At 71.9% G+C, this 23,454-nt stretch carries 24 protein-coding genes and 1 pseudogene; 11 read left to right on the top strand and 14 right to left on the bottom strand.

Annotated features, from left to right (window positions below; all coding sequences use genetic code 11):
* The first annotated feature begins 124 nt into the window (after positions 1-124).
* Both BLW57_RS33915 and BLW57_RS33910 read left to right on the top strand, forming a co-directional pair.
* Positions 125-1,477 carry a dipeptidase gene (locus BLW57_RS33915; protein WP_093479529.1) on the top strand — a complete coding sequence of 451 codons (1,353 nt, stop codon included), beginning with the start codon at positions 125-127 and terminating at the stop codon, positions 1,475-1,477.
* Between the two features lie 61 nt (positions 1,478-1,538).
* The gene (locus BLW57_RS33910; protein WP_093479528.1) at positions 1,539-2,249 is read left to right on the top strand and encodes an MBL fold metallo-hydrolase; all 711 of its coding nucleotides are present in this window, start codon (positions 1,539-1,541) and stop codon (positions 2,247-2,249) included.
* A 341-nt stretch (positions 2,250-2,590) separates the two neighbouring features.
* Here BLW57_RS33910 and BLW57_RS33905 read toward each other — a convergent pair whose 3' ends face one another.
* From BLW57_RS33905 to BLW57_RS42605, 3 genes and pseudogenes are all read right to left on the bottom strand, one after another.
* Positions 2,591-3,634, bottom strand: coding sequence for an NUDIX hydrolase (locus BLW57_RS33905; protein ID WP_093479527.1), 1,044 nt, complete (start codon positions 3,632-3,634; stop codon positions 2,591-2,593).
* A 143-nt stretch (positions 3,635-3,777) separates the two neighbouring features.
* Positions 3,778-3,969 (bottom strand): hypothetical protein, encoded by a 192-nt coding sequence (locus BLW57_RS33900; protein ID WP_093479526.1) that lies wholly within the window; start codon positions 3,967-3,969, stop codon positions 3,778-3,780.
* 7 nt (positions 3,970-3,976) lie between these two features.
* Positions 3,977-4,143 (bottom strand): annotated as a pseudogene (locus BLW57_RS42605) (DUF6191 domain-containing protein); the annotation flags it as partial.
* A 133-nt stretch (positions 4,144-4,276) separates the two neighbouring features.
* Here BLW57_RS42605 and BLW57_RS33895 point away from each other — a divergent pair.
* Both BLW57_RS33895 and BLW57_RS33890 read left to right on the top strand, forming a co-directional pair.
* Entirely contained in the window at positions 4,277-4,630 is a 354-nt protein-coding gene (locus BLW57_RS33895; protein ID WP_093479525.1) for a hypothetical protein, read from the top strand.
* 450 nt (positions 4,631-5,080) lie between these two features.
* Positions 5,081-7,102 (top strand): NPCBM/NEW2 domain-containing protein, encoded by a 2,022-nt coding sequence (locus BLW57_RS33890; protein ID WP_176985827.1) that lies wholly within the window; start codon positions 5,081-5,083, stop codon positions 7,100-7,102.
* Between the two features lie 45 nt (positions 7,103-7,147).
* Here the strand turns inward: BLW57_RS33890 and BLW57_RS33885 are convergent, their stop codons facing one another.
* Entirely contained in the window at positions 7,148-8,101 is a 954-nt protein-coding gene (locus BLW57_RS33885; RefSeq protein WP_093479523.1) for an ROK family protein, read from the bottom strand.
* A 246-nt stretch (positions 8,102-8,347) separates the two neighbouring features.
* On the opposite strand from BLW57_RS33885, the gene BLW57_RS33880 reads away from it, so the two are divergent.
* Both BLW57_RS33880 and BLW57_RS33875 read left to right on the top strand, forming a co-directional pair.
* Positions 8,348-9,397 carry a LacI family DNA-binding transcriptional regulator gene (locus BLW57_RS33880; protein WP_093479522.1) on the top strand — a complete coding sequence of 350 codons (1,050 nt, stop codon included), beginning with the start codon at positions 8,348-8,350 and terminating at the stop codon, positions 9,395-9,397.
* A gap of 7 nt (positions 9,398-9,404) precedes the next feature.
* On the top strand, positions 9,405-10,199 hold the full coding sequence (locus tag BLW57_RS33875) for a hypothetical protein (RefSeq protein ID WP_093479521.1): 795 nt from the start codon (positions 9,405-9,407) through the stop codon (positions 10,197-10,199).
* A gap of 98 nt (positions 10,200-10,297) precedes the next feature.
* Here BLW57_RS33875 and BLW57_RS33870 read toward each other — a convergent pair whose 3' ends face one another.
* From BLW57_RS33870 to BLW57_RS33850, 5 genes are all read right to left on the bottom strand, one after another.
* Positions 10,298-11,596, bottom strand: a complete 1,299-nt coding sequence (locus tag BLW57_RS33870; protein ID WP_093479520.1) for a DUF6986 family protein — start codon at positions 11,594-11,596, stop codon at positions 10,298-10,300.
* Positions 11,597-11,779: 183 nt separating this feature from the next.
* The gene (locus BLW57_RS33865) at positions 11,780-12,742 is read right to left on the bottom strand and encodes an electron transfer flavoprotein subunit alpha/FixB family protein (protein WP_093479519.1); all 963 of its coding nucleotides are present in this window, start codon (positions 12,740-12,742) and stop codon (positions 11,780-11,782) included.
* 53 nt (positions 12,743-12,795) lie between these two features.
* Positions 12,796-13,581 (bottom strand): electron transfer flavoprotein subunit beta/FixA family protein, encoded by a 786-nt coding sequence (locus tag BLW57_RS33860; RefSeq protein WP_073894819.1) that lies wholly within the window; start codon positions 13,579-13,581, stop codon positions 12,796-12,798.
* Between the two features lie 217 nt (positions 13,582-13,798).
* The gene (locus BLW57_RS33855) at positions 13,799-14,308 is read right to left on the bottom strand and encodes a flavin reductase family protein (RefSeq protein WP_093479518.1); all 510 of its coding nucleotides are present in this window, start codon (positions 14,306-14,308) and stop codon (positions 13,799-13,801) included.
* Positions 14,309-14,500: 192 nt separating this feature from the next.
* Positions 14,501-14,914, bottom strand: coding sequence for a TlpA family protein disulfide reductase (locus BLW57_RS33850; RefSeq protein WP_093481024.1), 414 nt, complete (start codon positions 14,912-14,914; stop codon positions 14,501-14,503).
* A gap of 75 nt (positions 14,915-14,989) precedes the next feature.
* Here BLW57_RS33850 and BLW57_RS33845 point away from each other — a divergent pair, with 75 nt between their 5' ends.
* Both BLW57_RS33845 and BLW57_RS33840 read left to right on the top strand, forming a co-directional pair.
* On the top strand, positions 14,990-15,406 hold the full coding sequence (locus BLW57_RS33845; RefSeq protein WP_093479517.1) for a DUF4395 domain-containing protein: 417 nt from the start codon (positions 14,990-14,992) through the stop codon (positions 15,404-15,406).
* A gap of 179 nt (positions 15,407-15,585) precedes the next feature.
* Entirely contained in the window at positions 15,586-16,314 is a 729-nt protein-coding gene (locus tag BLW57_RS33840) for a lysophospholipid acyltransferase family protein (RefSeq protein WP_093479516.1), read from the top strand.
* A 105-nt stretch (positions 16,315-16,419) separates the two neighbouring features.
* Here BLW57_RS33840 and BLW57_RS33835 read toward each other — a convergent pair whose 3' ends face one another.
* From BLW57_RS33835 to BLW57_RS33820, 4 genes are all read right to left on the bottom strand, one after another.
* Entirely contained in the window at positions 16,420-17,010 is a 591-nt protein-coding gene (locus tag BLW57_RS33835; protein ID WP_093479515.1) for a transglutaminase domain-containing protein, read from the bottom strand.
* 92 nt (positions 17,011-17,102) lie between these two features.
* Positions 17,103-18,173, bottom strand: coding sequence for a threonine aldolase family protein (locus tag BLW57_RS33830; protein WP_093479514.1), 1,071 nt, complete (start codon positions 18,171-18,173; stop codon positions 17,103-17,105).
* The gene (locus BLW57_RS33825; RefSeq protein WP_093479513.1) at positions 18,170-18,925 is read right to left on the bottom strand and encodes an SDR family NAD(P)-dependent oxidoreductase; all 756 of its coding nucleotides are present in this window, start codon (positions 18,923-18,925) and stop codon (positions 18,170-18,172) included. Before BLW57_RS33825 ends, BLW57_RS33830 begins: the two co-directional genes overlap by 4 nt.
* Positions 18,926-18,966: 41 nt before the next feature.
* Positions 18,967-20,364, bottom strand: a complete 1,398-nt coding sequence (locus tag BLW57_RS33820; RefSeq protein ID WP_093479512.1) for a DUF6421 family protein — start codon at positions 20,362-20,364, stop codon at positions 18,967-18,969.
* Between the two features lie 402 nt (positions 20,365-20,766).
* Between BLW57_RS33820 and BLW57_RS33815 the strand changes: the two genes are divergently transcribed.
* Complete coding sequence (locus tag BLW57_RS33815; protein WP_093479511.1) at positions 20,767-21,450, top strand: glycerophosphodiester phosphodiesterase; 684 nt, start codon at positions 20,767-20,769, stop codon at positions 21,448-21,450.
* Between the two features lie 27 nt (positions 21,451-21,477).
* Here the strand turns inward: BLW57_RS33815 and BLW57_RS33810 are convergent, their stop codons facing one another.
* Entirely contained in the window at positions 21,478-22,017 is a 540-nt protein-coding gene (locus BLW57_RS33810) for a GNAT family N-acetyltransferase (protein ID WP_093479510.1), read from the bottom strand.
* 68 nt (positions 22,018-22,085) lie between these two features.
* Between BLW57_RS33810 and BLW57_RS33805 the strand changes: the two genes are divergently transcribed.
* Together BLW57_RS33805 and BLW57_RS33800 are read left to right on the top strand one after the other, a co-directional pair.
* Positions 22,086-22,478 carry a VOC family protein gene (locus BLW57_RS33805; RefSeq protein WP_093479509.1) on the top strand — a complete coding sequence of 131 codons (393 nt, stop codon included), beginning with the start codon at positions 22,086-22,088 and terminating at the stop codon, positions 22,476-22,478.
* Positions 22,479-22,665: 187 nt separating this feature from the next.
* A complete protein-coding gene (locus BLW57_RS33800) occupies positions 22,666-23,430 on the top strand; it encodes a VOC family protein (RefSeq protein ID WP_093479508.1) in 765 nt (254 codons plus the stop codon).
* The last annotated feature ends 24 nt before the right edge of the window (positions 23,431-23,454 follow it).

Raw genomic sequence — 23,454 nt, 5'->3', positions numbered from 1 at the left:
ACCGCTCCGATCAAGCCGCCGCCGAAGTGTCCCTCGCATCCTACGGCGGCCGTCGTCGCAGGCCACTGTGGGAGTATCGGGGGTACTCACCCCGTTCAACGTCGCACCCACGAGGAGCGTGCCCATGCCGTCGAATCCGGTCGCCGAGACCGTAGCCTCGCTGCTGCCCCGCGCGAAGGCGGAGCTGACCGAGCTGGTCGCCTTCAAATCGGTGGCGGACTTCACGCAGTTCCCGAAGAGCGAGAGCGAGGCGGCCGCGAGCTGGATCGCCGACGCGCTGCGCGCCGAGGGCTTCGTCGACGTGGCCCTGCTGGACACACCGGACGGCACGCAGTCGGTGTACGGCTACCTGCCGGGCCCCGAGGGCGCCAAAACGGTTCTCCTGTACGCGCACTACGACGTCCAGCCGCCGCTGGACGAGGCCGGCTGGACCACCCCGCCGTTCGAGCTGACCGAGCGCGACGGCCGCTGGTACGGCCGCGGGGCCGCCGACTGCAAGGGCGGTGTGATCATGCACCTGCTCGCGCTGCGCGCCCTCAAGGCGAACGGCGGCGTCCCGGTCAACGTCAAGGTGATCGTGGAGGGCTCGGAGGAGCAGGGTACGGGCGGCCTGGAGCGCTACGCCGAGGAGCACCCGGAGCTGCTGGAGGCCGACACGATCGTCATCGGTGACGCCGGCAACTTCCGCGTCGGTCTGCCGACGGTCACCACCACCCTGCGCGGCATGACCCTGGTCCGCGTGCGCATCGACACCCTCGCCGGCAACCTGCACTCCGGCCAGTTCGGCGGCGCCGCACCGGACGCGCTCGCCGCGCTCGTCCGCGTGCTGGACTCGCTGCGCGCGGAGGACGGTTCGACGACCGTCGACGGGCTCGACGCCACGGCCGTCTGGGAGGGCCTGGAGTACCCCGAGGAGCAGTTCCGCGCGGACGCCAAGGTGCTCGGCGAGGTCGGGCTGATCGGCGGCGGCGCCGTCGCCGACCGTCTCTGGGCCCGTCCGGCGGTCACCGTCCTCGGCATCGACTGCCCGCCGGTCGTCGGCGCCACCCCGTCCGTGCACGCGAGCGCCCGCGCCCTGATCAGCCTGCGGGTTCCGCCGGGCGTGGACGCGGCGGAGGCGACCAAGCTGCTCCAGGCCCACATCGAGACGCACACGCCGTGGGGCGCCCGGGTCACCACGGAGCAGATCGGGCAGGGCCAGGCGTTCCGCGCCGACGTCTCCACCCCGGCGTACCAGGCGATGGCCGACGCGATGGCGGTCGCCTACCCGGGGGAGACGATGCAGTACGCGGGTGAGGGCGGCTCCATCCCGCTGTGCAACACCCTTGCCGGCCTGTACCCGCAGGCGGAGATCCTGCTGATCGGCCTGAGCGAGCCGGAGGCGCAGATCCACGCCCTCAACGAGAGCGTGTCGCCGGCGGAGCTGGAGCAGCTCTCCGTCGCGGAGGCGCTCTTCCTGCGCAACTACGCGGGCTGACCGTTCTGCCCGTGGCAGAGGGCCCTCGCCTTCGGGCGGGGGCCCTGCCTACGGTCGGCGCATGGACCTCGTCGAACTGCTCCCCCGCCTCCATCTCCTGCGCTTCCCCGTCGGCCAGGCCTACCTCTGGCGCGACGAGGCCGGGTTGACGCTGATCGACGCGGGCACGTCGGGCTCCGGCCGCCCCATCGCCGAGGCCGTCTCGGCGCTCGGTCACGCTCCCGGAGACGTACGGCGGATCGTCCTCACCCATTTCCACGAGGACCACGCGGGCGGAGCAGGCGAGTTCGCCGCGCTGAGCGGTGCGGAAGTGCTGGCGCACCATCTGGACGCGCCGTTCGTCCGGGGCGAACTGGCCGGTCCGCCGCCGCGCTTCGAGGAGTGGGAGCTGCCGATCCACGCGGAGGCGGCGCAACACCTGCCCGAGGGCACACCGGTGCCCCCGGCTGCGGTCACCGCCCTGTCGGGCGGTGACCTGCTGGACTTCGGCGGCGGCGCCCGGGTGCTCCACGTCCCCGGGCACACCGACGGCAGCATCGCGCTGTTCCTGCCCGAGGAGGGCGTGCTGTTCACCGGGGACACGGTGGCCGCGTCACCCGTCGACGGGACGGTGATGCCCGGAGTGTTCAACCTCGACCGGCCCCGCCTCCTCGACTCCGTCCGCCGGCTGGCGGACCTGGAGCCGGAGGTGGCCTGCTTCGGCCACGGCGCCCCGGTGCTCGGCGGAGCCGCCGCCACCCTGCGCCGGGCCGCCGCCACGTCTCACCCCTGATCCGAACGGCCGGCCCACCGGCCCTCCGGTCTCCGGACAGAGCCCCCGTCCCGCCCGTGGGGAGGCGCCGCCCGGCCGGCTACACCGCAACAGTGTCACGCGAGGCAGCCTGCCGGGCCCGGGCCCCGGCGCGATCAGCCGACCGGCACCCCGGCCTCCGGCCACAGCGCCCCCGGCGAACCCGAAGCGCCCACCGCGACCGCCCGGCGCCACGGTCAGGGGAACGCGCCGCCCGGTCGGCCCCGCGCCAGAAGCGCCACGCGGGGCGACCCCGGTCCAGACCCCGACGCACACGGCCGGCTCACCCGCACCCCGCAAGACATAACCCCCCGGCGCGGGGTTCAGCCGACCGGGACTCCGGCCTCCAGGTACAGCGCACTGCCCCGCTCTCGAGCCCGGAGAGCCCAGCGCAGCCGTTCGTAGCGGACCGGGGGGAGCATCTCGGCGGCCTCCTGTTCGGTGGCGAAGCGCCAGGCGCGCAGCTCCGGCCCCGGCAGCAGGACCCGGGACGCCTCGCCGGACTCCAGCCGACCCCCGTCGAACAGCAGCCGCAGCCCGCCGAAACCGGGCGGCGCGGGCCGCTCCCAGTCCACGACGAGCAGCCGGGGCACGTCCTGGAGCCGTATCCCCGTCTCCTCGGCGACCTCGCGCATGCCGGCCCGGGCCGGTGCCTCGCCGCGTTCCACCACACCACCGGGGAACTCCCAGCCGGGCTTGTAGGTGGGGTCCACGAGCAGCACCCGGTCCTCCTCGTCGAAGAGGAGGACACCGGCGGCGAGCGTCTCTGCGGTGGGTTCGGGGGTCTGCACGATGTCGCAGGCGGGCACGGCACCGCTGCCGACGGCCTCGGCGATGCGCGCGGCGGCTTCATGAGCGGTGAGGGCGCTGGTGTCCACCAGGTGGGCGTCCGAGGTGAGCCAGGACAGCAGGGCGGTGCGGTAGGACTCGATGTGGTCGTACGACCACTGCCGTACCCGCATCTCGCCGTCGGGCAGTTCCGGGGGGATCTCCCGGGCCGCGATGCGCTGGCGCAGGATCGTTTCGGCCGGAGCGAGGAGCAGGTGGTGCACGGGAATCCTGCGGGCGGCGAGTCCGCCGAAGATCTCGTCGCGGTACTCCTGGCGGAGCAGGGTCATGGGCACCACGAGGGTCCCGCCCAGCTCGGCGAGCATCCCGGCCGCCGTGTCGACCACGAGCCGGCGCCAGACCGGCAGGTCCTGGAAGTCACTGACCTCGGCCAGGCGTTTGGCCGGCAGCAGATGCGTGAGCGCCGCGCCGACGACCTCGGGGTCGAAGAGCGTGCTGTTCGGGATCAGCTCGATCAGTTCCCGTGCGGTGGTGGTCTTCCCCGCACCGAACGCGCCGTTGATCCAGACGACGGTCACGGACTCCCCCTCTTGTGTTGGCCCCCTGTGGCTTGCCCGCTCCACCCTGCCACGGAAACCCCGCCCCGGTGAGGGCGCCCGTACGGGAGTGCCGGTGCCCCCTGCGGCGGGGACACCGGCACATACGCCGTACGACGTCGGGCCTACTCCTGGCCCGCAATGGCGTCGTCGAGGGCGAAACTGTCGTGACTGACGAGGTGGCCGGCCGTGTCGAAGGTGTCCGAGACGTTGAGGTCGCTCAGCGTTCCCTCGTCCGCGGCGTGGGAGGGCGTGATGGCGGCCACGACGAATCCCGTGGCGAGGCTGGCGATGGCGAGCATGCTGCGCTTCTTCATGCGCTGATCAACTGCGCAGGCGCCCGGGGGTCACGCGGATCACCGCGCTTCCGCTCCGCAGGTCGACCGTCGAGCGGTGCGGGGGTGCCCCGTCCTCCTCGTCGTCGCGGAGCGCCAGTGAGGACTGCCGCGCTCCCTCGGTTCGTGCTGCTTGCCCGGGGACAGGGCGCCGTGCGCCCCTGCAGGGTCACGAAGACGGCGAATCACGCCACGGCGCCGAAAACGTCGTGGCCGCGACGATCACGCCCCCGGTATCGTCCGGTGGACCCGTGTCCCGTTCACCGCACTGAAAAGAGAAGTCACCGCCATGACAGGCCCCCGCCCCACCACCACCCTCTGGCGACCCACGGGTCCCGTGGAGCTGGAGCTGGTCCGTGAGCTCGAATGGCGCGCATGGCCGCCCCGGCTCCCCGAGCAGCCGATCTTCTACCCGGTCCTCAACGAGGACTACGCGATCCGGATCGCCCGGGACTGGAACGTCAAGCACGACGGCGCCGGCTTCGTGACCCGCTTCGAGGTCGACACCGAGTTCCTCCGCCGCTACCCGGTCCAGCAGGCCGGCGGCCGGACGATTCTCGAACTGTGGGTGCCCGCCGGGGAACTGGACGAGTTCAACGCCCACATCGTCGGCCGCATCGAGGTCGTCCACGAGTTCCGGTGAGCCCTGACGCGGCCCTGTCCCGCTCAGCCCTGGAGTGACCATGAGCGGTTCCACAGTGTTCCGCACGCCCGACGACGCCCTCCTCGAGGACGTCGAACGGTCCGGCGACCGCCTCGTCCGGGCGGCGGCCGGGCTGTCCGCCGCCGACCTGCGGGGCCCGTCGGGGCGTCGCCTCGTGGACCCGGGGCCAGGTGCTCGCCCATGTTAAGGCGTCGCGGAGTTCTGCTTGGAGTGCCTGGAAGGCCAACACATTCGAACGCGTAGCCTCGGCCGCGCGGCGAACTCGGCTGCCGGGACGGTTGATTGACGGCCTTTCGAGCACTTCTGACGCACCCCTTCCAACACACTCCGACACGTCCTACCGTAAACGCGCACCCTGATGACGCGTACATGCCGCCCACTGCCCGCATGCCGTCATCCACCCTTTCGCGAGTCGGAGGAGCGTCGAAGATGCGTCACCCTCACACCCGCACAACCCGCCGACGAGTGGTCGGAGCACTCACCGCGGGGCTGCTGTGCGTGGCCGGCCTCGCCGCCCCCGCTGTGGCCGCCCCAGACCGGACACCCACCGCACCGGCCCCGGCCGACGGCCTCGCCCCGACGCCCCCGATGGGCTTCAACAACTGGAACTCCACCCACTGCCGTGCCGACTTCGACGAGGCCATGGTGAAGGGCATCGCGGACCTCTTCGTGGAGAAGGGCCTGAAGGACGCCGGCTACCGGTACGTCAACCTGGACGACTGCTGGGCGCTGCCCCGACGTGACGCGCAGGGCGAGCTGGTGCCCGACCCCGCTCGCTTCCCCCACGGCATCGGGGCCGTCGCCGACTACGTCCACGCCAAGGGGCTGAAACTCGGCATCTACACCAGTGCCGGCACCAAGACCTGCGACAGCGTCGGCTTCCCCGGCGCCCTCGGCCACGAGTTCAGCGACGCCCGGCAGTTCGCCGACTGGGGCGTGGACTACCTCAAGTACGACAACTGCAACAACCAGGGCGTCGACGCCAGGCAGCGCTACCGGACCATGCGCGACGCGCTGAGAGCGACCGGCCGCCCCATCGTCTACAGCATCTGCGAGTGGGGCGAGAACAAGCCCTGGGAGTGGGCCGGGGACGTCGGCCAGCTGTGGCGGACCACCGGTGACATCAGCGACAGCTGGAGCTCGATGCTGTCGATCGTCAAGCAGAACCTGCCGCTCGCGCCGTACGCCGGCCCCGGACACTGGAACGACCCGGACATGCTGGAGGTCGGCAACGGCGGCATGACGGACACCGAGTACCGTTCGCACTTCTCCCTCTGGTCGGTCATGGCCGCGCCGCTGCTCATCGGCACCGACCTGCGCAGGGCTTCCGAGGCGACCTTCGACATCCTGGACAACAAGGAGGTCATCGCCGTCGACCAGGACCCGCTCGGCAAGCAGGGCACGGTCGTCACCTCCACCGGCGGGCGCTGGGTGGTCGCCAGGGAGATGGCGGACGGCAGCCGCGCGGTGGCCCTGTTCAACGAGTCCGCGAGCGCCCAGCGGATCGCGACCACCGCGAGCGCCGTGGGCCTGCCGGACGCCGACGCCTACACGCTGCGCGACCTGTGGCAGCACCGCGCCTACAACACGGCCGGGACCATCGCCGCCACCGTCCCGGCCCACGGCACGGTCCTGCTCCGTGTCTCGGCCGACCCTCACTGGGCCGACCACCCGCCGGCCACCGAACTCGGGGTGGACGGGAGCACCCTGCTGGAGGCGGGCACCCCGGCGACCCTGACGAGCACCGTCACCGATCTGGGCCGTACACCCGCCCGCCGGGTGTCCGTCTCGCTGACCGGCCCCGACGGCTGGAGCGTGCACGCCACGTCGGCGACCACGGCCGCGGCTCTCGCCACCGGCAGGTCCCTGCGCACCGGGTGGCGCGTCACCGCACCGGCCGGGACACCGACGGGCGCCTACGAGCTCACCCTGCGGACGAGTTACCGCTCACCCTCCGGGCAGCGGGTCACCGCCACCCTCCCGCTGACCGCGTCCGTCGTGCTGCCGCCGCCCTCCGGGACGTCGTACCTCAGCGACCTGCCGTGGCTGTCGGCGAGCAGCGGCTGGGGACCGGTGGAGCGCGACACCAGCAACGGGGAGAGCGCGGCGGGCGACGGCCACCCGATCACCGTCGGCGGAACCGCCTATGCCAAGGGGCTCGGCGTGCACGCCCTGAGCGACGTCTCCTTCTACACCGGCAAGGCCTGCGAGAAGGTCACCGCGGACGTCGGCGTGGACGACGAGAAGGGCACGGCCGGCACCGTCGCCTTCGAGATCTGGGCGGACGGGAAGAAGGCCGCCTCGACCGGCGTGCTGACCAACGCGCTGCCCGCCCGGCCGGTCACCGCCGACGTGACCGGCGCCGAGGTGGTCCGCCTGGTCGTCACCGACGGCGGGGACGGCGTCGACTCGGACCACGCGGACTGGGCGGACGCACGCCTGAGCTGCTGAGCCGTGGACGCGGCCACCGAGCCCCGGACGCGGGCCGCGGAGTCCTCAGACGCTCGCCGCGGTCGCGTCCGGCCTGCGGGCCAGCGCGGCCGCGGCGGCGCCGACCAGGCCCGCGTCGGTGCCCATCTGCGCGGGCACGACCGTCAGCCGCTGCACGAAGGACAGGGTCGCGTAGTCGGTGAGCGCCTTGCGCAGGGGGGTGAAGAGGATGTCGCCGGCCTTGCCGACGCCTCCGCCGATCACCGCGATGTCGATCTCGACCAGGGTCGCGGTGGCCGCGATGCCCGCGGCCAGCCCCCGCGCGGCCCGCTCGAAGGAAGCCACGGCGACCGGATCGCCCGCGCGGGCGGCGGCGGCCACCGCGGCGGCCGAGGTGTCGCCGTCGGGACCCGGACGCCAGCCCTGTTCCAGCGCGCGGCGGGCGATGTTCGGGCCGCTGGCGATGCGCTCCACACAGCCACGGGCACCGCAGGGGCAGGGATCGCCGTCGAGGTCGACGCTGATGTGGCCGATGTGCCCGGCGTTGCCGGTCGGGCCGGGATGCAGCTGCCCGTTCAGCACGAGGCCGCCGCCGACACCGGTGGAGACCACCATGCACAGCGCGTTGTCGTGGCCGCGGGCGGCGCCCTGCCAGTGCTCGGCGGCCGTGATCGCGACGCCGTCGCCGATCAGCTCGACCGGCAGGTTGCCGGCGGCCGCGCGCACCCGCTCGACCAGCGGGAAATCCCGCCAGCCGGGTACGTTCACCGGGCTGACCGTGCCCGCCGAGGCGTCCACCGGGCCCGCGCTGCCGATGCCGATCGAGCCGGCGCGTCCCCACAGGGGCGAGCCGCCGAGGTCGAGGAGCACTTCCTCGACCGCCCGCATGACCGTTTCGCCACTCTGCTGGGCGGGCGTGGCGCGCTGCGCCCGGGCCAGGATCCGTCCGTCGCCGTCCACCAGCGCGCCGGCGATCTTGGTGCCGCCGATGTCCAGGGCCGCCACGAGGTCGGTGTGCATCAGAGTCGAATCTCCCCGTTGAAGCTTGAAGAACCAGGAAAACGCAGGCCGGTCAAGCGGTAGGGCGCAGGCCGGGGACAGCGGTGGACAGTCTCTCGCGCATCTGACAACGTTGTCCAGGCTCTATGCTCGACGCCACATCCTCATACAAGCCCATGGATCCGCGCACCACCCCCGTGGGAAAGAGGTACGGAGGCCCCCGCGGGGCCGCTGGACCAGACGGACGACAGGACAGGACAGCGCATCGTGCCAGAGATCACCCGCCGCGCAGACCGCCTAACCGGCACGCGCTACGGCAACCGCCCGACCATGAAGGACGTGGCGGCACGGGCCGGGGTCGGGCTGAAGACGGTCTCCCGGGTGGTCAACGGTGAGCCGGGGGTCACCCCGGACACCGAGCGCCGGGTGCAGGAGGCGATCGAGGCGCTCGGCTTCCGCCGCAACGACAGCGCCCGGGTGCTGCGCAAGGGCCGTACCGCGAGCATCGGCCTGGTCCTGGAGGACCTCGCGGACCCGTTCTACGGCCCGCTCAGCCGCGCCGTGGAGGAAGTGGCCCGGGCCCATGGCGCCCTGCTGATCAACGGCTCCAGCGCCGAGGACCCGGAGCGCGAGCAGGAGCTGGCACTGGCCCTGTGCGCGCGGCGGGTGGACGGCCTGGTGGTGATCCCGGCCGGGGACGACCACCGCTACCTGGAGCCGGAGATCAGGGCGGGCGTGGCGACCGTCTTCGTGGACCGCCCGGCCGGCCGGATCGACGCCGACGTGGTCCTGTCCGACAACTTCGGCGGTGCCCGCGACGGCGTGGCCCATCTGATCGGGCACGGGCACCGGCGGATCGGGTTCATCGGCGACATGCCCCGCATCCACACCGCGGCCGAGCGCCTGCGCGGCTACCGGGCCGCCATGGAGGACGCGGGGATACCGGTCGACGACCGCTGGATGTCCCTCGGCACGACGAGTCCGGAGCGGGTGCGCCGGGCCGCCGAGGAGATGCTGTCGGCTCCCGACGCCGTGACCGCGATCTTCACCGGCAACAACCGGGTGACGGTCACCGTGATCCGGGTCCTCGCCGAGCGGTCCCGCCAGGTCGCCCTGGTCGGCTTCGACGACATCGAGCTGGCCGAGCTGCTCCAGCCGGGGGTCACGGTCGTCGCGCAGGACTCGGCCGCGCTCGGCCGGACCGCCGCCGAGCGCCTGTTCCGGCAACTGGACGGCACGCTCGTCGCACCGGAGCGGATCGAGCTGCCCACCCGGCTGATCGCCCGCGGCTCGGGCGAGCTGCCGCCGGCCGACTGAGCCGCTCGTGTCCGGCCGCACGCTCCGGGAACTCGGCCTCGCCGAGGTGCCCCGGGAGCATCCGCTGACGTACCCCGGGGCCTGGCCCGCCGACTCCGGTGTGCTGCACGGCGACCGGATGCTGCCGCTGGAACGCCCGGTGTACGAGGACCGGGCGCCGGTCCTCGCCGTCGGCTCCAACGCCTCCCCGGCCCAACTGCGGCACAAGATGGCGGAGTTCGGGATCGACTCCCCCGTGCCGATGGTCCGGGCCCGGGTGACCGGCGTCGACGTGGGCGTCTCCGCGCACGTCAGCCGCATGGGGTACGTCTCCGCCTCCCCGGTCGTGTCGCCGGGCGCCGTACGCGAGTTGTTCGTCATCTGGCTCGACCGCCGGCAGCTCGACGTGATCGACGCCAGCGAGGGCGTGCCGCTGACCGGGGGGAACTTCTGGCGGGCCTGGCTGCCCGCGTCGGGCGTACGGGTCGAGGTCGCCGACGGGCAGGTGCTGCCCGGGGTGTACTCCTACGTCAACCGGCACGGGGTGCTGCGCAACGGCGGCCGGGCACCGCGCCGGCATCCCGGCCAGCGTGCCCTGCTCACCGAACTGCTCAGGCGCTCCGCGCCGTTGCGAGCGCTGTTCGGGGTGACGCCGGAGGAGTTCAGCGCCCGGGCGCGCGGCGACGCCGGGCTGTGCGCGCGGGGCACGCGGCTGTTCGCCGAGCAGGGCTGGGTGACGGAGTCGGGACTGGAGACGTACGCCCACGGCCGGCCGCCCGGGAGTCCCGGCGCCGATGCATGGCCCTCGGCTCCCCTGCCCTGACCGTCCCGTCGTCGATCTCGTGGATCCGACGGCCGAGGACGCGCCCGGCCCCGCCGCCCTGCTGGGGGGCGGTGGGGCCGGGAACGCGAGCGGTCCGGTTACTTCCCCGAGGCCGTCAGGTCACCGCGCCGGGGTGCGGCGAAGCCTTCCAGGTCGGCGCGGGTCAGGCCGGTGAGGCGGGCGACCTCGGCGATGTCGAGGGCGCCGCAGTCCAGTCCGCGCAGCAGGTAGCCACCGAGGGCCTTGGCGGTGGCGGGCTCGTCCATGACGTCCCCGCCGGCCCGGTCGGCATAGCGGGCGAGGCGGGCCGCCGCCTGCTCGAAGCCCTCGCGGTAGAAGGCGAAGACGGCCGCGTAGCGGGTGGGGATGTGGCCCGGGTGCATGTCCCAGCCCTGGTAGTAGGCGCGGGCGAGGGCGCGGCGGGTGAGACCGTAGTGCAGGCGCCAGGCGTCGTGCACCTTCGCGGTCGGGCCCACGGGCAGGACGTTCGTCGAGCCGTCGGACACACGGACGCCGGTGCCCGCCGCCGCGACCTGCATGACCGCCTTGGCGTGGTCGGCGGCCGGGTGGTCACTGGCCTGGTAGGCGGCGGACACGCCGAGGCAGGCGCTGTAGTCGAAGGTGCCGTAGTGCAGGCCGGTGGCGCGGCCCCCGGCGGCCTGGATCATGCGGGCGACGGTCGCGGTGCCGTCGGTGGCGAGGATGGACTGGCTGGTCTCGATCTGGATCTCGAAGCCCAGGCGGCCGGCGTCCAGGCCGTGCGTCTTCTCGAAGGCCGCCAGGAGGCGGGCGAAGGCGTCGACCTGCTCGGGGTAGGTGACCTTGGGCAGCGTGAGGACCAGGCCCTCGGGCAGGCCGCCGGCCTCCATCAGGCCGGTGAGGAAGACGTCCAGGGTGCGGATGCCCCGGTCGCGCACGGCGGCTTCCATGCACTTCATGCGGATGCCCATGTACGGCGCCGCGGTGCCCTTCTCGTACGCCTCGGCGATCAGGCGGGCCGCGCGGGCCGCCGCCTCGTCCTCCTCGGCGTCGGGGCGGGGGCCGTAGCCGTCCTCGAAGTCGACGCGCAGGTCTTCCACCGGCTCGCGCTCCAGCTTGGCGCGGACGCGGGAGTACACCGGCTCGGCGAGGTCGTCGGCGAGTCCCAGGACGGCCGCGAAGGAGGCGGCGTCGGGGGCGTGTTCGTCGAGGGCCGCGAGGGCGCGGTCGCCCCAGGAGCGGAGGGTGTCGGCGGCGAAGGCGTCGCCGGGGACGTAGACGGTGTGGACGGGCTGCCGGGTGCCGGGGTCCCCGGGGTAGCGGCGCTCCAGCTCCGCGTCGACCGGTGCGAGGGAGGCGCTGATCTCCTCGCTGACGGCACCCGCGAGGCTCGTCGCCACCTTCTCCTGCTGACCCATCCCACACCCTCCATTTTTCCGCTCTACGGAATCAACAATCCGTAGAATGAAGTTATCCGGGTGGTTCTCCCTGGTCAACACCCCGTCCGGACCTTGGTCGCCCGCGCCCGCCCGCCTCCAGGATGCACCGAGGCCCCGGTGACCGCGTCGGTCACCGGGGCCTCGGACGTGCCCTGGGAGATCTCAGCCCTTGCGGGTCTTGATCTCCTCGGTCAGCTGCGGGACGACGTCGAAGAGGTCGCCGACCACGCCGAAGTCGACCAGCTCGAAGATCGGGGCCTCGGCGTCCTTGTTGACGGCCACGATCGTCTTGGAGGTCTGCATACCGGCACGGTGCTGGATCGCGCCGGAGATGCCGTTGGCGATGTACAGCTGCGGCGAGACCGACTTGCCGGTCTGGCCGACCTGGTTGGTGTGCGGGTACCAGCCGGCGTCCACCGCGGCACGCGAGGCACCGACGGCCGCGCCGAGGGAGTCGGCGAGCGCCTCGATGATCGAGAAGTTCTCCGCGCCGTTGACGCCACGGCCACCCGAGACCACGATCGCGGCCTCGGTCAGCTCCGGGCGGCCCGTCGACTCACGCGGCGTGCGGCCGGTGACCTTGGTGCCGGTGGCCTGGGCGGAGAAGGACACCGAGAGGGCCTCGACCGCGCCGGCGGCCGGGGCGGCCTCGACGGCGGCGCTGTTGGGCTTGACCGTGATGACCGGGGTGCCCTTGACGACACGGGACTTGGTGGAGAAGGACGCGGCGAACACCGACTGGGTGGCCACCGGGCCCTCGTCGCCGGCCTCGACGTCGATGGCGTCGGTGATGATGCCCGAGCCGATGCGCAGCGCCAGGCGGGCGGCGATCTCCTTGCCCTCGGCGGAGGACGGGACCAGCACGGCGGCCGGGGAGACGGCCTCGTGGGCGGCCTGGAGGGCGTCCACCTTCGGCACGACCAGGTAGTCGGCGTACTCGGACGCGTCGTCGGTGAGGACCTTCACCGCGCCGTGCTCGGCGAGCGTGGCGGCGGTGTCGGCGGCGCCGTTGCCGAGGGCCACGGCGACGGGCTCGCCGAGGCGGCGGGCCAGGGTCAGCAGCTCCAGGGTGGGCTTGCGGACGGCACCGTCCACGTGGTCGACGTAGACGAGGACTTCAGCCATGGGATTGCTCTCCTGCGAAACGAAGTTGAGGGGCGGTCGGCGGGCGCGGGCCCTTAGATGAACTTCTGGCCCGCGAGGAACTCAGCGAGCTGCTTGCCGCCCTCGCCCTCGTCCTTGACGATGGTGCCGGCCGTGCGGGCCGGACGCTCGTTCGCGGCCTCGACCTTGGTGTACGCGCCGTCGAGGCCGACCTCCTCGGCCTCGATGTCCAGGTCGGACAGGTCCCAGGACTCGACCGGCTTCTTCTTGGCCGCCATGATGCCCTTGAAGGACGGGTAACGCGCCTCGCCCGACTGGTCCGTGACGGAGACGACGGCCGGGAGCTGCGCCTCGAGCTGCTCGGAGGCGGCGTCGCCGTCCCGGCGGCCCTTGACCGTGCCGTCCTCGACGGAGACCTCGGAGAGCAGGGAGACCTGCGGGACGCCCAGGCGCTCGGCCACCAGCGCGGGGACGATGCCCATGGTGCCGTCGGTGGAGGCCATGCCGGAGACGACCAGGTCGAAGCCGGCCTTCTCGATGGCCTTGGCCAGCACGAGAGAGGTACCGATGGCGTCGGTGCCGTGCAGGTCGTCGTCCTCCACGTGGATGGCCTTGTCGGCACCCATGGAGAGAGCCTTGCGAAGCGCGTCCTTGGCGTCCTCGGGGCCGACCGTCAGGACGGTGACCTCGGCGTCGTCCGCGTTCTCCGCGATCTGCAGGGCCTGCTCGACCGCGTACTCGTCCAGCTCGGAGAGCAGACCGTCGACGTCGTCGCGGTCGACGGTCAGGTCATCGGCGAAGTGCCGGTCGCCAGTGGCGTCGGGCACGTACTTCACAGTGACAACGATCCTCAAGCTCACGCCGGCTCTCCTACTACTTCGACATTTCCGGGCTGCCTCTTGGAGGCAGCATAGGCGCCTCAAGCGGCCGATCCCGGTCGGGGCGTCCGCGCGCTCCGACCGAAATATTACTCGTCAGTACACCCAGTTCATGCCCGCTAAGCAAGCGCTTTGAACTGTGACCTTCGCAACGCAGCGTAACCGGAATTCGACGTCCTCGCAGGAGAGCCGGGCGTGATCAATCCCGCAGGCCGTTGAAGCGGCCGTGGTGATAGAGGAGGGGGCGCCCGGCGCCCGAGGGATCGCCCCCGAGCACCTCGGCGAGCACGATCCGGTGATCGCCGGCCGGGACCCGGGCGACGATCCGGCAGACCAGCCAGGCGAGCACGTCGTCCAGCACGGGTACGCCCTCCGGGCCCTCCCGCCAGGCGGTGGGGGCGCCGAAGCGGTCGGCACCGCTGCGGGCGAAGGTCGCCGCCAGTTCGCTCTGGTGCTCACCGAGTATGTGGACGCCGATGTGCTCGCTCGCGGCCACCGCGGGCCAGCTGGAGGCACCCGTACCGATGCCGAAGGAGACCAGCGGCGGCTCCGCGGAGACGGAGGTGAGCGAGGTGGCGGTGAAGCCGACCGGGCCGGCCGCGCCGCTCGCGGTGATCACCGCGACACCGGCGGCGTGCCGGCGGAAGGTGGAGCGGAGCAGGTCGGGCGAGGCGAGCTGGAAGGTGCCGAGGTCGGGCGTGGCCGTCATGGAATTGTCCTTCTGCGCGGGGTGGCTGGGTCCGTGGCTGCTCAACAGCCCGGACAGCGCGCGCTGGCGGTGCGGGCCAGGTCGACGTGGACCCGCCCGAAGAGAAGGAGTTCGGTCGGCACAGGCCCAGGCTGACTACGGGTGGCATGCACAGTCAAGTTCGTTCCGCGATCTGGAAGGCGCCGCACGCTCTCACACGGCCTCGCCCAGGGCCGCGATGACGTCGGCCTTGCGGGGCTGCCCGGTGGCGCGCCGCACCACCCGGCCCTCGGCGTCCAGGACCAGGACGGTGGGCGTCTTGAGGATCTCCAGTTCGCGTACGAGGGCCAGCCGGTCCTCGGCGTCGATCTCGAGGTGGGTGACGCCCGGGACCATGCCGGCGACCTCGCCGAGAATGCGCCGGGTCGCCCGGCAGGGCGCGCAGAAGGCGCTGGAGAACTGGACCAGCGTGGCCCGCTCCCCCAGTTCGCCGCCCAGCTCGGCCGCTCCCAGCCGCTTGCCGTCGTCCCGCCCTCGCACCCGCACCCTCCCGCTCCGCCGCCCGTGCAGCACTCCGAAGGCGGTCGTCGCCAGGAGCACCGCCACGCACACCACCAGTCCGGTCATCATGCGCACAACCCTTCACGAGACTGCAAAGATTCCCGCCCCCCGCACGACGTGCCGTTGCGGAATGCTTGATTCATGGACATCGATGTGAGGGGGCCGCGCTTCGGAGCGGCCGTGACGACGGTCGTGCTGGCGGCGGCGCTCGTCACACAGAACGTCTGGATCCTGGGCTGGCAGACCCTGGCGTTCGCGCTGGGGGCGGCCAGGGGCGTCGCCCGGTCGCCGTACGGCTGGGTGTTCCGGACGGCCGTACGTCCACGGCTCGGGCCGCCCACGGAGTTCGAGGCGCCGGAGCCGCCGCGCTTCGCGCAGACGGTGGGGCTGGTGTTCGCCGGGCTGGGCCTCGTCGGCTTCGTGCTGGGGCCGCAGTGGCTCGGACTGGCCGCGACGGGGGCCGCGCTCGCCGCCGCATTCCTCAACGCGGCCTTCGGGTACTGCCTGGGATGCGAGATGTTCCTGCTCCTCAAGAGGGCCATGGTACGGGTGGAGTGACGGACATTCGGCGGAACACGGCCGACGTGACGAGGATCTCGCCGACGCGGGGCACCAGGACTGGCTACCCGTCCGTTCTTCGGGCACGATCTGCGAGACGCCGTAAACCTACGGCTGCGTAACTTTCCCGCCGGGAGCCCTCCCTTTCCCGAGCAGAGCAGAAAGGGTCCACCCCGCCCATGGCAGAGCTGGTCTACCGTCCCGTCATCGGATTCGCGAAGACGTTGTTCAAGGTCTGGGATCTGAAGATCGACTGCCAGGGGTCGGAGAACATCCCGCGCACGGGCGGCGCCGTCCTGGTGAGCAATCACATCAGCTACCTGGACTTCATCTTCAACGGTCTGGCGGCCCTTCCGCAGAAGCGACTGGTGCGCTTCATGGCGAAGGAGGCCGTCTTCCGCCACAAGGTGTCCGGTCCCCTGATGCGCGGCATGAAGCACATCCCGGTGGACCGCAACCAGGGCGAGGCCGCCTACACGCACGCACTGGACTCGCTGCGGTCCGGCGAGATCATCGGGGTGTTCCCGGAGGCCACGATCTCGCAGTCGTTCACACTGAAGAGCTTCAAGTCCGGCGCGGCCCGCCTCGCCCAGGATGCGGGCGTCCCGCTGATCCCGATGGCGGTGTGGGGCACCCAGCGACTGTGGACGAAGGGGCACCCCCGCAATTTCAAGCGCGACCATCTGCCCGTCACCGTCCGGGTGGGCGAGCCGGTCGAGGCGCCCCGCGACCAGTACGCCGGCGCGATCACCCGCCGGCTGCGCGAGCGGGTCCAGGAGCTGCTGGAGGCCGCGCAGCGCGCCTACCCCGGCCGTCCGAAGGACGCGGAGGACACCTGGTGGCTGCCCGCCCACCTCGGTGGCGCCGCGCCGACCGCGGAGCAGCTGCGCGCCGCAGAGGCCCACTGACCTCCGCGCACCGATCTCTTCCCACCGGCCGTCTTCCGGCGGCCGCACCTCCCCCGCCCCTCGTCCGGTTCGCCGTCCGCGCCGCCGCGCGACCGTCCGCCGCCTTCACAGGGCGTCCGGCAGTGTCTTCCACAGGAACGGCCGGTCGGGAGCGGCCCTGAGCGCGCCGAGCACGGCCGGATGCGGTGCGGCGTACAGGCCCGGATAGTCCGCCTCGCCGGACGCCGGGTCGGGGACCCAGGCCAGCCGTTCGCCGTTCAGGGAGAACCGCGCGTCCACGCCCGGCTTGTTGCCGCGCGGGTCCTGCCGGTGCCAGGCGCCGTGGAAGCGGACGGCGACCAGGCCGTGCACCGCTTGGCCGCCCTCCCCGTCGGTCAGGCGCTGGTAGCAGAGTGCCGTCGGGATGTCCTCGGCCCGCAGCAGGGCCGCCAGCGCGTGGGCCTTCGCGTAGCAGATGCCGGTACGCAGTCCGAGCACGTCGGAGGCGCGCCAGGTGACGCGGAGATCACCGGAGTCATGGGAGTGCGGTACGGAGTCCCGGACGAACTCATAGGCCGCGCGTGCATAGTCATACGAGTCGGCGGCGTCGCCTGCGAGCCGGGCGGCCGTCTCCCGGACCGCGGGATGATGATGGTCGATGACCTCGTCGTCGGCCAAGTAGGCAGACAGGTCGGCGGTGTTCTGGATCAGCTCCATACCCGCGGAGCATAGAAATGCGGCCACCCGACCGTCAATGACTTTTCAGGCGACCGCATATCTATGCAATTTTTGGGACTGTCCACGCGTGACTAGCGCGCCATCTCCTCCTTGAGTGCCGCCACGAACGTGTCGACGTCCTCCTCCGAGGTGTCGAAGGAGCACATCCAGCGCACCACGCCGGCGTTCTCGTCCCAGAAGTAGAAGCGGAACCGCTTCTGCAGCCGCTCGCTCACGTCGTGCGGGAGCTTGGCGAAGACGCCGTTGGCCTGCACCGGGTACAGGATCTCCACGCCGTGCACCGCGCGGACGCCCTCGGCGAGCCGCTGGGCCATCTCGTTGGCGTGCCGGGCGTTGCGCAGCCACAGGTCCTTGGCGAGCAGCGCCTCCAGCTGCACCGAGACGAACCGCATCTTGGAGGCGAGCTGCATCGACATCTTGCGCAGGTGCTTCATCTGCCGCACCGCGTCCTGGTTGATGACCACGACGGCCTCGCCGAACAGCGCGCCGTTCTTCGTCCCGCCCAGGGAGAGGATGTCCACGCCGACCGCGTTGGTGAACGTCCGCATGGGGACGTCCAGGGAAGCGGCGGCGTTGGCTATCCGGGAGCCGTCCAGGTGCACCTTCATGCCGTGCGCGTGGGCGTGCTCGCAGATCGCCCGGATCTCCTCCGGGGTGTACAGCGTGCCGAGCTCGGTGCTCTGGGTGATCGAGACGACCTGGGGCATGGCCCGGTGCTCGTCCTCCCAGCCCCAGGCCTGCCTGTCGATCAGCTCGGGCGTGAGCTTGCCGTCGGGCGTGGGCACGGTGAGCAGCTTCAGGCCGCCCATGCGCTCGGGGGCACCGCCCTCGTCCACGTTGATGTGCGCGCTCTCGGCGCAGATCACCGCGCCCCAGCGGTCGGTGACCGCCTGGAGCGCGACGACGTTCGCGCCGGTGCCGTTGAAGACCGGGAAGGCCTCCGCGGTGGACCCGAAGTGGCTACGGACGATCCGCTGCAGGTTCTCGGTGTAGTCGTCCTCGCCGTACGCGACCTGATGGCCGCCGTTCGCCAGCGCCAGGGCGACCATCACCTCCGGATGCGCCCCGGCGTAGTTGTCACTGGCGAAACCGCGGACCTCCGGGTCGTGATGGCGACGCGCGTCGGTCCTGGGAGGGTTCACGGCTTCTCGGTCAGCCACAGACGGTTTCCGTTCACTTCGGCGGCGGTCTTGCTCCAGACGCCCTCGATGGCCTCGGCCAGGTCGGTGACGTCCGTGAAGCCCGCGAACTTCGCGTTGGGGCGTTCGGCGCGCATGGCGTCGTGCACCAGCGCCTTCACCACCAGGATCGTAGCCGCCGACGTCAGCTCCTCGCCGCCCCCCGCCTTGCGGAAGAAGTCGGCCATGGCCAGCGTCCACGCCTCGGCGGCGGCCTTGGCCGCGGAATAGGCGGCGTTGCCGGCGGTGGGCTTCGAGGCGCCGGCCGCGCTGATCAGGACGTAGCGGCCGCGGTCGCTGCGCTGCAGCGCCTCGTGGAAGGCGAGCGAGGTGTGCTGGACGGTCTTGACCAGCAGGAGCTCCAGGAAGTCCCAGTCGTCGAGGCTGGTCTTCGTGAAGGTCTCGCTGCCGCGCCAGCCGCCGACCAGGTGGACGAGACCGTCGACCCGCCCGAAGTCCTTCTCGATGTGGGCGGCCCAGTCCCGGGTGGACTGCAGGTCGAGCAGGTCGACCGTGTCGCCGGTGACGGTGGCGCCACCGGAGGCGTACCGGGCCGCGTCCACGGCCTCCGACAGCCGCTGCGGGTCGTTGTCCGCGCCGACGACGGTCGCCCCGGCCTCGGCCAGCCGCAGCAGGGCCGCGCGCCCGGCGGGTCCGCCCGCACCGGCGACCGCGATGACCCGACCGCTCAGTGCCCCGTTCGCCCCGTTCCCCATGATGTTCCCCTCTGAAGCAGCAGTGTTCTGGACGCGGTCGCTCACGCGGCGAGCCGCTCGGCGCTGTCCGCCGTGATGCCCTTGGTGGAGGCGATCACGTTCTTCAGCTTCTTGGACAGGGCCTCATAGAACATGCTCAGCGGAAACTCGTCCGGAAGCACATCGTCCACGAGCTTGCGCGGCGGCTGGTCCAGGTCCAGGGCGTCGGGGCCCTTGGCCCACTTGGAGCCGGGGTGCGGGGCGAGGTAGGTGGAGACGAGCTCGTAGCCGGCGAACCAGTGCACGAGCTTCGGGCGGTCGATGCCGTCCTTGTAGAGCTTCTCGATCTCGGCGCACAGCTGGTTGGTGACCTGCGGGGCGCGCTCCCAGTCGATGGCGAGCTTGTTGTCGGTCCAGCGGACGACGTCGTGCTTGTGCAGGTAGGCGAAGAGCAGCTGACCGCCGAGGCCGTCGTAGTTGCGGTTGCGGTCGCCGGTGACCGGGAAGCGGAACATGCGGTCGAAGAGCACGGCGTACTGCACGTCACGGGCCTGCGGGACGCCGTCCGCCTCGAGCTTCACGGCCTCCTTGAAGGCGGTGAGGTCGCAGCGCAGCTCCTCCAGGCCGTACATCCAGAACGGCTGGCGCTGCTTGATCATGAACGGGTCGAACGGCAGGTCGCCGTGGCTGTGGGTGCGGTCGTGGACCATGTCCCAGAGCACGAAGGCGTCTTCGCAGCGCTTCTGGTCGTGCACCATCGCGGCGATGTCCTCGGGCAGCGTGAGGCCCAGGATGTCGACGGCGGCGTCGGTCACGCGGCGGAAGCGCGCGGCCTCGCGGTCGCAGAAGATGCCACCCCAGGAGAATCGTTCCGGCGCCTCGCGCACGGCGATCGTCTCCGGGAAGAGGACGGCGGAGTTGGTGTCGTAGCCCGCGGTGAAGTCCTCGAACGTGATGCCGCAGAACAGCGGGTTGTCGTAGCGCGTGCGCTCCAGCTCGGCCAGCCACTCGGGCCAGACCATGCGCAGCACGACCGCCTCCAGGTTGCGGTCGAGGTTGCCGTTCTGCGTGTACATCGGGAAGACGACCAGGTGCTGCAGGCCGTCCCGGCGGTCCGCGGCGGGCTGGAAGGCCAGCAGGGAGTCCAGGAAGTCCGGCACCTCGAAGCCGCCCTCGGCCCAGCGGCGCAGATCCTTCACCAGCGCCTCGTGGTACGCCGCGTCGTGCGGGACCAGCGGGGAGAGCTGCTCGACCGCGTCGGCGACACGCTCGACGGCCGCCACGGCGTCGGCGCGCCGCGGGGCGCCCTCGGCCTCGAAGTCGATCGATCCGTCCTTCGACTGCCATGGCCGGATCTGCTCCACGGCATCCTTGAGCACGGGCCAGGCCGGCTGCTCAACGACCCTGGTCAGCGGAGAAAGCTGTCCCTCCACACCCGACTGCACAAGAATTTCCGTCATGTCCCATCCTCCACGGGAGAACCTCGCGTATGGACACCGTATGCATACCCCGTTTCTCTCAGCAAGAGGCTGCTCGGGAAATTATTCTGCCCAACCCGTTGGTCACCGATGTTTTTCCTGCCGTAAACCGTGACCACACTCACTTTCGTCGTATTCACATGTCCGACATAACAGGTGTGAACGGGTTGAACCGGACAGTCAAGGGGATGGAGGACTCGCCCACCCCCGGGTGAGGCGGAAACCAATACCGGCCAGTCGGCGCCCGCGACGCGCCCCGATCCCCCTCGCACGTGCGGGTTCATCACGGGTCCCGGCGACTAGGCTGCGGCCTTGCCCGCGCGGACGACGGCGTCCGCCCCTTCCGCGCGTGCCGAGCCGCCGTCGACGGAAGCGAGTCGAACCTTGAACTTCCTTACCATCGGTCACCGCGGGGTCATGGGTGTCGAGCCCGAGAACACCCTTCGTTCCTTCGTCGCCGCGCAGCACGCCGGCCTCGATCTCATCGAACTGGATCTGCATCTGAGCAAGGACGGCGCCCTCGTCGTCATGCACGACGCGGAGGTGGACCGCACGACCGACGGCACCGGGCCGATCGCCGAGAAGACCCTCGCGGAGCTGCGCGCCCTGGACGCGGGCCGGGGGGAGCGGGTGCCGGTGTTCGAGGAAGTGCTGGACGCGGTGAGCGTGCCCCTGCAGGCCGAGATCAAGGACGTGGCCGCGGCGCGGGCGCTGGCCGAGGTGATGCACCGGCGCGACCTGGTCGGGCGGGTGGAGGTGTCGTCGTTCCACGACGACGCGGTCGCCGAGATCGCCGACCTGGTACCGGGCGTGCGCACCGCGCTGGTCGCCAGCCGGTACGGCCCCGATGTGGTGGACCGTGCCGTCGCCGTGGGCGCCGGGGCCGTCTGCCTCAACATCCGCCGGCTGACCCTGGAGGTCGTCGAGCACGCGCGCGAGTCCGGGCTGAGGATCATCGGCTGGGTGGTCAACACCCAGGAGCATCTGCGGCTCGTGCGCGCGCTGGAGCTGGACGGCGCGACGACCGACTATCCGGAGATCAAGCGCACGGGCCGCTTCACGGCGTGACCCGGCGCCCGGCCCTCCGCATGAACGTCACACCAGCGCCTTGACCAGCAGCTCGAAGCGCAGGTCGTCACGCTGCGGGATGCCGAAGCGCTCGTCGCCGTACGGGAACGGGGACATCTGTCCCGTACGGCGGTAGCCGCGGCGCTCGTACCAGGCGATCAGGTCCTCGCGCACGGAGATCACCGTCATGTGCATCTCGGTGACGCCCCAGGTCGCCCGGGACCAGCGCTCGGCCTCGGCCATGACGATCTTTCCGAGACCCGCGCCCTGGAGGGTGGGGCTGACCGCGAACATGCCGAAGTACGCGTGGTCGCCGCGGTGTTCGAGCTGGCAGCAGGCGACGACCCGGTCGTCCTGCTCGACGGTCAGCAGCCGGCTGTCGGGCGACTTGATGACCGCCAGCACGCCCTCGGGGTCGGTCCGCTGCCCCTTGAGGATGTCCGCCTCGGTGGTCCAGCCGGCCCGGCTGGCGTCCCCGCGGTACGCGGACTCGATCAGCGCGACCAGCGCGTCGACGTCGGCGTCGGTGGCGTCGCGGAAGGCGAGTCCGGCGGCGGGGGTGTCCATGGGCGGTCTCCGATCTCGGGCGTGCTGAGCCAGGGATGAGGGTAACCCTGCCACTAGGCTCCGCATGCATGGTGCATGTACTCAGTGGCCGGACACTTCTGCGGCCCACCGACCCCGAACGTTCCCGCGTCTTCTACGGCGAGCAACTGGGGCTGTCCGTCTACCGGGAGTTCGGTACGGGGCCCGAGCGCGGGACCGTCTACTTCCTGGGCGGCGGCTTCCTCGAGGTCTCCGGCCGCTCCGACACCCCGCCCTCGCCCGCCGTCGCGCTGTGGATGCAGGTCGAGGACGTCGGGAGCGCGCACGCCGAGCTGCGGGCGAAGGGCGTCGACATCGTGCGGCCACCGGTGAAGGAGCCGTGGGGACTGGTCGAGATGTGGATCGCCGACCCGGACGGCACCCGGATCGTGCTGGTGCAGATCCCGGCGGACCATCCGCTGCGCTATCGGCCGGGGATCTAGGCCGGGCCGGCGGTGCCCGGCGCGTCCCCCGGCGGTCCCGGATGGCCTGCGCCGGAAGCGGGGTCTAGCGTGCGGAACGAGGGCTCCTGCGCGGGTCGCGGCCCGCGCAGGAGCTGGTCGATCTCCGAGCAGCCGGGGCGTTCCGCCGCTCCCCCGCGGCGGGCCCGCCCGGCCGGAAGGAACCGCCATGAAGATCGACAAGCCGGTGACCGGCGGTCCCTGCTGGACCGAGCTGGGGACGAGCGACCTGGAGGGGGCGAAGCGGTTCTACGCCGAGCTGTTCGGGTGGCGGCCGGAGACCGACCCGCGCCAGGAGGCGGGCGGGTACACGGTGGCGCACCTGGGGGACGCGGCGGTGGCCGCCCTCAGCCCCCTGTACCAGGAGTCCCAGCCCGTGGCGTGGAACGTGTCGTTCGCCGTGACCGACGCCGACGCGGCGGGACGCCGCGTGGAGGAGGCCGGCGGCACGGTGCTCCTCGGCCCGATGGACGTGTTCGACGTGGGCCGGTTCGCGGTGGCAGCCGACCCGACGGGCGCGGCCTTCCAGCTGTGGCAGGCGCGGTCCTTCCCGGGAGCCGGGCTGTTCAACGCGCCCGGCACGCTCGGCTGGGTGGAGCTGGCGACGCGGGAGACCGAGCGGGCGCGGGACTTCTACACCTCGGTGTTCGACTGGAGCGTCAACGCCTCGCAGTGGTACACGCAGTGGGGCGTCGACGGGAAGGACTTCGGCGGCATGCTCGACATGGGCGACCGGTTCCCGCCCGAGGTGCCGGCGCACTGGCTGCCGTACTTCGCGGTGGACGACGTGGACGCGGCGGCGGAGGTCACGGCACGCGCGGACGGTGCCGTGACCGTGGCTCCCGCATCGATGCCGAACGGCCGGCGCATCGCGGTGCTGCGGGACCCGCAGGGCGCGGCGTTCGGGGTGTACCGGGCGCCCGACGAGGGGTGAGCCGTCGAGCGGTCCCCGGGCTGC

Origin of the sequence: Streptomyces sp. 1222.5 (assembly GCF_900105245.1) — a bacterium.
Lineage (GTDB): Bacteria > Actinomycetota > Actinomycetes > Streptomycetales > Streptomycetaceae > Streptomyces > Streptomyces albidocamelliae.
This window is presented reverse-complemented; position numbering and strand designations above follow the sequence as displayed.